Origin of the sequence: Rhizobium sullae (assembly GCF_900169785.1) — a bacterium.
GTDB lineage: Bacteria > Pseudomonadota > Alphaproteobacteria > Rhizobiales > Rhizobiaceae > Rhizobium > Rhizobium sullae.
Map to the genome: position 1 here is coordinate 1 of NZ_FWER01000129.1, position 6,010 is coordinate 6,010.

Below are 6,010 nucleotides of genomic sequence, written 5' to 3' on the forward strand. Positions count from 1 at the left end.
TCGGTGGCAAAGCCGCCATCGCGCGTATAGCCGGTAAACTCCGGCCGTTCGCAGAGGTTTTCAGCCTTCGACCGGCGATAGGGGCATGTCCCGCAGCTGTGACCCAGCCACGGCACGCCGACACGGCTTCCTGATCGATCGAGCCGGCCGCCGCGCGAAAGAGCCTCCTCCTAATGCTCTTCCGGGGACCGTCATCCGCGATCGCGATGATAATGAAACCCGCCTGCCGCCGGGCTTGAACCGAAACCTTCGTCCGCTGGTAGGCAGCATTTTCAAGCAAGTTGCCGAGCGCTTCTGCAAGATCATCCGGTCTAGCTCTCAAACAGTATGGAGGCATAGTCCATTGCACCATGTAGGGCGTGGAGAATAACAACCTGTTCGTTTTCCACACGGTAGAAAATCAGATAGTTCCCATGCACTCGGCGACGAATGCCGTGCCCTTCATATCGAGGCACCAAAGGGAAAGCCTTTGGAGAAGTGGCAAGGGACAAGCATTTCTGTTCCAGCTCATCAATGAACGACAATGCCCGGAGCGGATTGTTTTTTGCGATGTAGTCAGCGATCTGCCTCAAATCCGCTTTTGCTTCAGTCGTAAAGCGAACTTTCATTCACCCTGCCCCAGCGCCATCGCCTGGTAACGTGCCCGTAGCTCGCTGAAGACGTCTTCAGCGGCATGTGTGCGGCCTGCGTCAGCATCGGCTATGCCACGCATGATCGAGGCATCCAGTGCGGCCAGTTTCGTTTCTCGATCCTGAATCAGTCGCACGCCTTCCCGCAGAACCTCACTTTTCGAGCCGTAGCGGCCAGCATCGACGAGCTGCTGAATGTAGCTTTCAAGTTGTCTACCCAGATCCGCGCTGATCATGTGAATTTCTCCTCGGTCCAAGCTGTTACACAGTGCAGTTATCAACTATTATCAATATTGCCGCGTCGCTTCAACCTCTTCGATCTCGACCTTGACCGAGCATGCGCCGCACCGTCATAATTTCGCAGCGTCCGGCCGACCGGGCCTTCCCGGCGTGTTTCCTCCCGTTGCGCATAGAGCCGAAAACGGCGGGGTCGATGTCGAGCTGATCGGCGACAACCGAGATAATGGCCTGCGGCGGAGCTTCGTCCGCCCGAAGAGGCCCCCAGATCTCGGACCAAGGCAAGCTCGATCGCAAAGGCCAACCGGTTGTGCGAACGGCGGTGCCTTTTGGCGAAGGTAACATCGGCAACCGAGAGCGCATAGGCGCCAGGCCCTCTTCGTAAGTTTCAGGCGGCTCGAACAGGATGGCACGCGACTGCGCTTCGACGAAGGACATCGATCGTGCCTGCCCTCAAAGCCAGATGTTGAGCGCGTCTTTCTTCCGTGATCAGCGCTCTTTTGTATTCGGCAAGCGAACCCTCCTATGAAGCCGTCACCATGGATTGACGTCTTGGTCGGGATCGCGCGGTGAACGGTCCGACACGTACTCCGTCATTGCGCAGCAACAACGCTTTAGAGCTGTCGCAGACAAGCACCCAGCTCTTCTGCGGAATCTTGATCTTCTTCACAATTGAAGCCCTCGCTTTCAGTGCGCCATCAATACAGGCAGTTTCAGTTGATCGATCATCGCCCTCGTCACGCCGCCAAAGATGCGCTCGCGCAGCCGTGAATGACCATAGGCACCCATGACGATCAGGTCGGCGCCGATCTCTAGCGCATGGCGTACCAGAACGTCTGAGATCGGACGGCCGCAACTGGCAACCCGGTCGACCACGACATTGATCCCGTGTCGGGCAAGATAGCTGGCCATACCGGCGCCTGGCTCGTCTCCGCCCTCGAACCTTGAGCGCGGCTGGTCCACAAGCACGACATGGACTTCCTCTGCGGCAACAAGGATATCATGCGCTGCTCGTACAGCGCGCCCTGCGGGGAGGCTCCCATCCCAGGCATGCAGAACCTTTCTCGGGCACAAGGTCGAGGGCCGATCTGGCAGAAGCACTACCGGTTGACCAGCATCAAACAGAACGCCGCCAATGAGGCTGCGCGTCAGCTCAGGATCACGCAAAGCGCTCGAACCGATCAGCACGAGATCAAAACACAATGCGCGCGCCGCAATGGCGGCGTCCGCCCAGGCGCGCTCGGGATAGACACTATCGACGTCAAACGATAGCCCGGCCAGCTCGCATTGCTCCTTGCAGCGCACCACTTCTGATTCAACACTGGCCAAGTCGCGTTCGCGTTTGTCGAGCCAGATTTCGCCGACCGGATAATCCCCGACAGTCGGTGGGTCAGCAATCGCCGTAACCAGCACTGCGAGGTGATCATTTGCCACTGCGGCCAAGGTCAATGCGTTTTGCACATCGATCTTCGAAGCAGTTGGGGCGATCACGAGTAAGAAAGATCTCACATCCATTGAGGCTCGTCTCCGCTTTTCTTGCCAGCACTCTAGGTCAGCGGAACGGCTACGACATTGATGCTGGTCAAAGGACAAACAAGCAGCGCGAAAATCCATAGCGGGAGGTGATCGAGCGAATGATTGCGTTACCACGCGCAGACACGCCTGTGCGGTAGCTCAGAAACAACGGTGCCGGGAGGAGGCGCGGGTTCAAGGCATTGATCCCGGCATCAGCGTCAAGTTACGGCTGGCCGGCATCGCCAGATTGACGCGGATCAAAGCATCTTTCCGGCCAATCGCTATCGTCAAACCATGCTCACTACCGAGCGCGGAGGCACGAACATGCGCTACAAAACCATTCTCGCCGTTCTCGGCGTTAATCACTTCCAAGAGGATCTCAAGAACGCGATTGCCTTGAGCCAGGCAATCGAGGCCCACCTGTCGACGGTGATCATCGCGATGGCCGCGCCCCCGCCTTTCGGCTCCTACGCCGAGGCGATCTCAACGGTATGGCTCGAAGAACGTCAGGGCGACATTGACAAGCTCGCCGAGCAGGCCGGAACGGTCAAGGAAATGCTCAAGGCCTCAGGCCTGTCGTTTGATGTCCAGGACATCTATACCGAATTTGCCTGGGCCGATGAAGATATCGCCGAGCGCGCACTCTATGCAGACCTGACGCTCGTCGGCCGACAGACCGGGCGGGACGAAGACCTTTGCAAACGCGTTCTCGACGGCGCCCTGTTCCAATCGCCTGCGCCGTTGCTTTTCAACCCGACAGATCAGGCAGCCAACCTTACACCGCGGTCGGCTCTAATCGCCTGGGACTCTCGGCCAGAGGCCGCCCGGGCAGTTCAGCAGGCGTTGCCGGCCCTGCAATCCGCAAGCGAGGTACATGTCACGTTGATTGATCCGGTTGCAAGATCGTCTGCAAGCGGAGAAGAACCAGGGGCCGACATTGCGACGTATCTCGCACGTCATGGCATTCCCGTGGCCGTTGATGTCCTTTCGAGCGGCGGCAGGCCCGTTGATGAGGTATTAAAACAGCACGCGGTTGATGTTGGCGCCGAGCTTCTGGTCATGGGAGCCTACAGCCATTCCCGCCTTCGGGAACGAATCTTTGGCGGGGTCACACGCTCAATGCTTGAGACCGCCAGGCTACCCATTTTCTGGAGTCACTAAATCGATCAGGGACGGGCTCCTCGCAGATATCTGAGATAGAGGGCCGCCTCATGCATGCGGCAACAGCAGCAGCCAACCGCAAGACGCAATTCTCACTGCATCTGAAAGGTAGGGCAGCATGACCGGAGATTACTACGATATTGATGTCCTTCGGCCNGACGCAATTCTCACTGCATCTGAAAGGTAGGGCAGCATGACCGGAGATTACTACGATATTGATGTCCTTCGGCCGCACCTGGTGGACCGTGCCTATTTGCTCGTTCAAGCCGTCGTACCGGCACTTACACTTGCGGAATGGCAGCAGACGGCCAAAAGCTTCCTCAAACTGGAGGAGGTCGTCACTGCCACCAATAGTGCAGGCGTTGTTCAGGGCTTGTGCATCTACCGCATCCGCGACCATGAGATCGTCGGCAAACTTCTCGATGTTCCGTTCCTGGTAGCCATCAGCGCGGCGGACCAGGAGGGAGTGGCTCGTGCCTTGCTGAAACACGTGAAGGACGTGGCCAGTTTGGCTCAATGCGCATCAATCCGGATATGGACGCTCGAGCCGGAGAATTGGCGGCGCATGCGCGATCCTGCATTTTTCGCCCGTTGGGACCATGGCCTTATAATGGGGTGAGTGCCGCATGTTACGTATTGTTACAAACTATTTCCTTTTATCGCAGAGCTGGCATCGGCAAGTTACGTGAAAGGCGTGAACTACTGGCAGAGACAAACAGGGGGCTTTGCCATGTATGCCGCAACCACTGGACAGCATTTCAATCGTTTTCCCGTCAACGCGAATGCGACAAACCCGCCGCTGACGATAAAAGCGCTCTTCAACAAGCAGGCGCTCGACCAAATCGAAGCGGGATCGACCCTTTTCCTTGAAGGCGATGAAGCAAAGCACCTTTATGAAGTGGTAGACGGCGTTTTGCGCGTCTTCAAGATTATCAGCGACGGTCGCCGCATTATCACGGGTTTTCTCTTCCCCGGCGATCTCGTTGGCGTTTCCTTGAGAGATCGTTATCTTTATAGCGCAGAGGCTGTGACGCTAACGCGTTTCCGCCGGTTCGGCCGTCGCGAATTTCAAGATGCCGTAAATTCGTCGCCTTCGCTCCATCCTCAACTTTTCGATCGCCTTTGTGATGAGATGGCAGCGGCGCAAAACCAGATGGTGCTGCTGTCACGCAAAAGCGCGGAGGAGAGGGTTTGCAGTTTCCTGCTGGAGCGCCTGCGTCATCAACAACAGACAAGCCCGCTGACCACGATCGTCGATCTGCCGATGACACGGCTGGATATTGCCGATTACCTCGGACTGACCATAGAGACGGTTTCCCGCACCATCACCAAACTCACCGGTCGCGGCATTCTCGTACCCGAGGGGCGGCACGGGCTTCGGATTCTCAGATCAAAGAGCCTGGAAAGGTTTGCAGGCGATGACTATGAAGATGACGATTACGGCCATGTCGCCCGGCGGAATTGACGCTGCGTCACCGGAACTCAAGCACGCATGAGCGACAACCTCAACGATGACTTCGGTCCCAACTCGCAGCGATCCGCCGTGATCAGCGGCAAAGACATCATCGCTGCTCGACCGGCCGGGCGGACCGTCCGGTGAGTGTTTGAATGTTGATCGCATAGTAGATCGGGTCGATCGTAGCTTCCAACTGCATCGACTCCGGCTTCAGGGCGCCAATTTCCCACCAGTCATTATATTTTTGCAGAAGTGACCATGCATGCAGTCTTTGGGCGCGCCACGGTTCAATATCGGGCAACTCGTGGAACTTGCCCGTGGCGATGACGCTGTTCCAACCCCTGCCGCCGCCGTGTTCTTCGGTTTCGAAGCAGACGTTTGGATTGTCCCGCATCCATTCGATCTTCCTGCCCGCCAGCGAGAAGCTGTAGATCGTGTTCGATTCATAGGCGAAATAGACTGGGACAATGTAAGGACAGGCCTCCCTGCAGCATCCAATCCGGCCGAAGTGTGCTCGCTGCAGCAGTTCCACGCATTCCTTGTTGCTCATTTCACGAAGCTCAAACACCCAAACACCTCCCTGCGATCTAAAATAGCGTACCACGCCCGGATTGGTAGCCAGCATGCCTGCAGGGAAGGTCATCCAGCCTTGATGTCGATCTTGCGCTCGCTTTCCTGCGCCCCTGCACTCTTCGGAAGATTGACCGTTAGAACGCCATTGTTGAACGACGCTTCGATTTTGGCCGTATCGACACCTTGCAGCAGCTGGAAGCTGCGCTGGAAAGAGCCGTAGCGGCGCTCGGAGACGTAATATTCCTTCTGCTTGTCTTCCTTGGCTTCCTGCTTTTCGCCCTTGATCGTCAGCAAATTGTTGGAAACCCACACTTCAAGGCCGTTCGGATCAATGCCCGGCAGCTCGGCCGTAATCTCGTATGCATTTTCCTTTTCCACCAAGTCGACGGCCAGCGTCGTGATCGCGGCAAATGATCGGCCGAGCGACGGACGGGCGAAC

Annotated in this window: 8 protein-coding genes and 2 pseudogenes; 3 read left to right on the plus strand and 7 right to left on the minus strand. The window is 57.1% G+C overall.

Annotated elements, in window-relative coordinates; translation table 11 throughout:
* From BN1800_RS39015 to BN1800_RS39035, 5 genes and pseudogenes are all read right to left on the minus strand, one after another.
* Window positions 1–137, minus strand: a pseudogene (locus BN1800_RS39015) (alcohol dehydrogenase catalytic domain-containing protein); the annotation flags it as partial.
* A 174-nt stretch (window positions 138–311) separates the two neighbouring features.
* Entirely contained in the window at window positions 312–608 is a 297-nt protein-coding gene (locus BN1800_RS39020; RefSeq protein WP_087006218.1) for a type II toxin-antitoxin system RelE/ParE family toxin, read from the minus strand.
* Window positions 605–865, minus strand: a complete 261-nt coding sequence (locus BN1800_RS39025; RefSeq protein WP_087006221.1) for a type II toxin-antitoxin system ParD family antitoxin — start codon at window positions 863–865, stop codon at window positions 605–607. The genes BN1800_RS39020 and BN1800_RS39025 overlap by 4 nt, the downstream gene beginning before the upstream one ends.
* A 41-nt stretch (window positions 866–906) precedes the next feature.
* A pseudogene (locus BN1800_RS44370) lies at window positions 907–1,218 on the minus strand (DUF4158 domain-containing protein); the annotation flags it as partial.
* 335 nt (window positions 1,219–1,553) lie between these two features.
* Complete coding sequence (locus BN1800_RS39035) at window positions 1,554–2,381, minus strand: universal stress protein (RefSeq protein ID WP_179214028.1); 828 nt, start codon at window positions 2,379–2,381, stop codon at window positions 1,554–1,556.
* A 324-nt stretch (window positions 2,382–2,705) separates the two neighbouring features.
* On the opposite strand from BN1800_RS39035, the gene BN1800_RS39040 reads away from it, so the two are divergent.
* From BN1800_RS39040 to BN1800_RS39050, 3 genes are all read left to right on the plus strand, one after another.
* A complete protein-coding gene (locus BN1800_RS39040) occupies window positions 2,706–3,542 on the plus strand; it encodes a universal stress protein (RefSeq protein WP_087006230.1) in 837 nt (278 codons plus the stop codon).
* A gap of 193 nt (window positions 3,543–3,735) precedes the next feature.
* A complete protein-coding gene (locus BN1800_RS39045) occupies window positions 3,736–4,161 on the plus strand; it encodes a hypothetical protein (protein WP_087006233.1) in 426 nt (141 codons plus the stop codon).
* 111 nt (window positions 4,162–4,272) lie between these two features.
* On the plus strand, window positions 4,273–5,007 hold the full coding sequence (locus BN1800_RS39050; protein WP_087006235.1) for a helix-turn-helix domain-containing protein: 735 nt from the start codon (window positions 4,273–4,275) through the stop codon (window positions 5,005–5,007).
* A 97-nt stretch (window positions 5,008–5,104) separates the two neighbouring features.
* Here BN1800_RS39050 and BN1800_RS39055 read toward each other — a convergent pair whose 3' ends face one another.
* Both BN1800_RS39055 and BN1800_RS39060 read right to left on the minus strand, forming a co-directional pair.
* Complete coding sequence (locus tag BN1800_RS39055) at window positions 5,105–5,623, minus strand: pyridoxamine 5'-phosphate oxidase family protein (protein WP_087006238.1); 519 nt, start codon at window positions 5,621–5,623, stop codon at window positions 5,105–5,107.
* Window positions 5,624–5,637: 14 nt separating this feature from the next.
* A partial coding sequence (locus BN1800_RS39060; protein WP_143534259.1) for an Hsp20/alpha crystallin family protein occupies window positions 5,638–6,010 on the minus strand: 373 nt, incomplete at its 5' end.

What these genes read in the sequence shown, in the direction of transcription:
- BN1800_RS39020 (WP_087006218.1), bottom strand. Translation starts at nt 608, where the DNA reads ATGAAAGTTCGCTTTACGACTGAAGCAAAAGCGGATTTGAGGCAGATC.
- BN1800_RS39025 (WP_087006221.1), bottom strand. Translation starts at nt 865, where the DNA reads ATGATCAGCGCGGATCTGGGTAGACAACTTGAAAGCTACATTCAGCAG.
- BN1800_RS39035 (WP_179214028.1), bottom strand. Translation starts at nt 2,381, where the DNA reads ATGGATGTGAGATCTTTCTTACTCGTGATCGCCCCAACTGCTTCGAAG.
- BN1800_RS39040 (WP_087006230.1), top strand. Translation starts at nt 2,706, where the DNA reads ATGCGCTACAAAACCATTCTCGCCGTTCTCGGCGTTAATCACTTCCAA.
- BN1800_RS39045 (WP_087006233.1), top strand. Translation starts at nt 3,736, where the DNA reads ATGACCGGAGATTACTACGATATTGATGTCCTTCGGCCGCACCTGGTG.
- BN1800_RS39050 (WP_087006235.1), top strand. Translation starts at nt 4,273, where the DNA reads ATGTATGCCGCAACCACTGGACAGCATTTCAATCGTTTTCCCGTCAAC.
- BN1800_RS39055 (WP_087006238.1), bottom strand. Translation starts at nt 5,623, where the DNA reads ATGCTGGCTACCAATCCGGGCGTGGTACGCTATTTTAGATCGCAGGGA.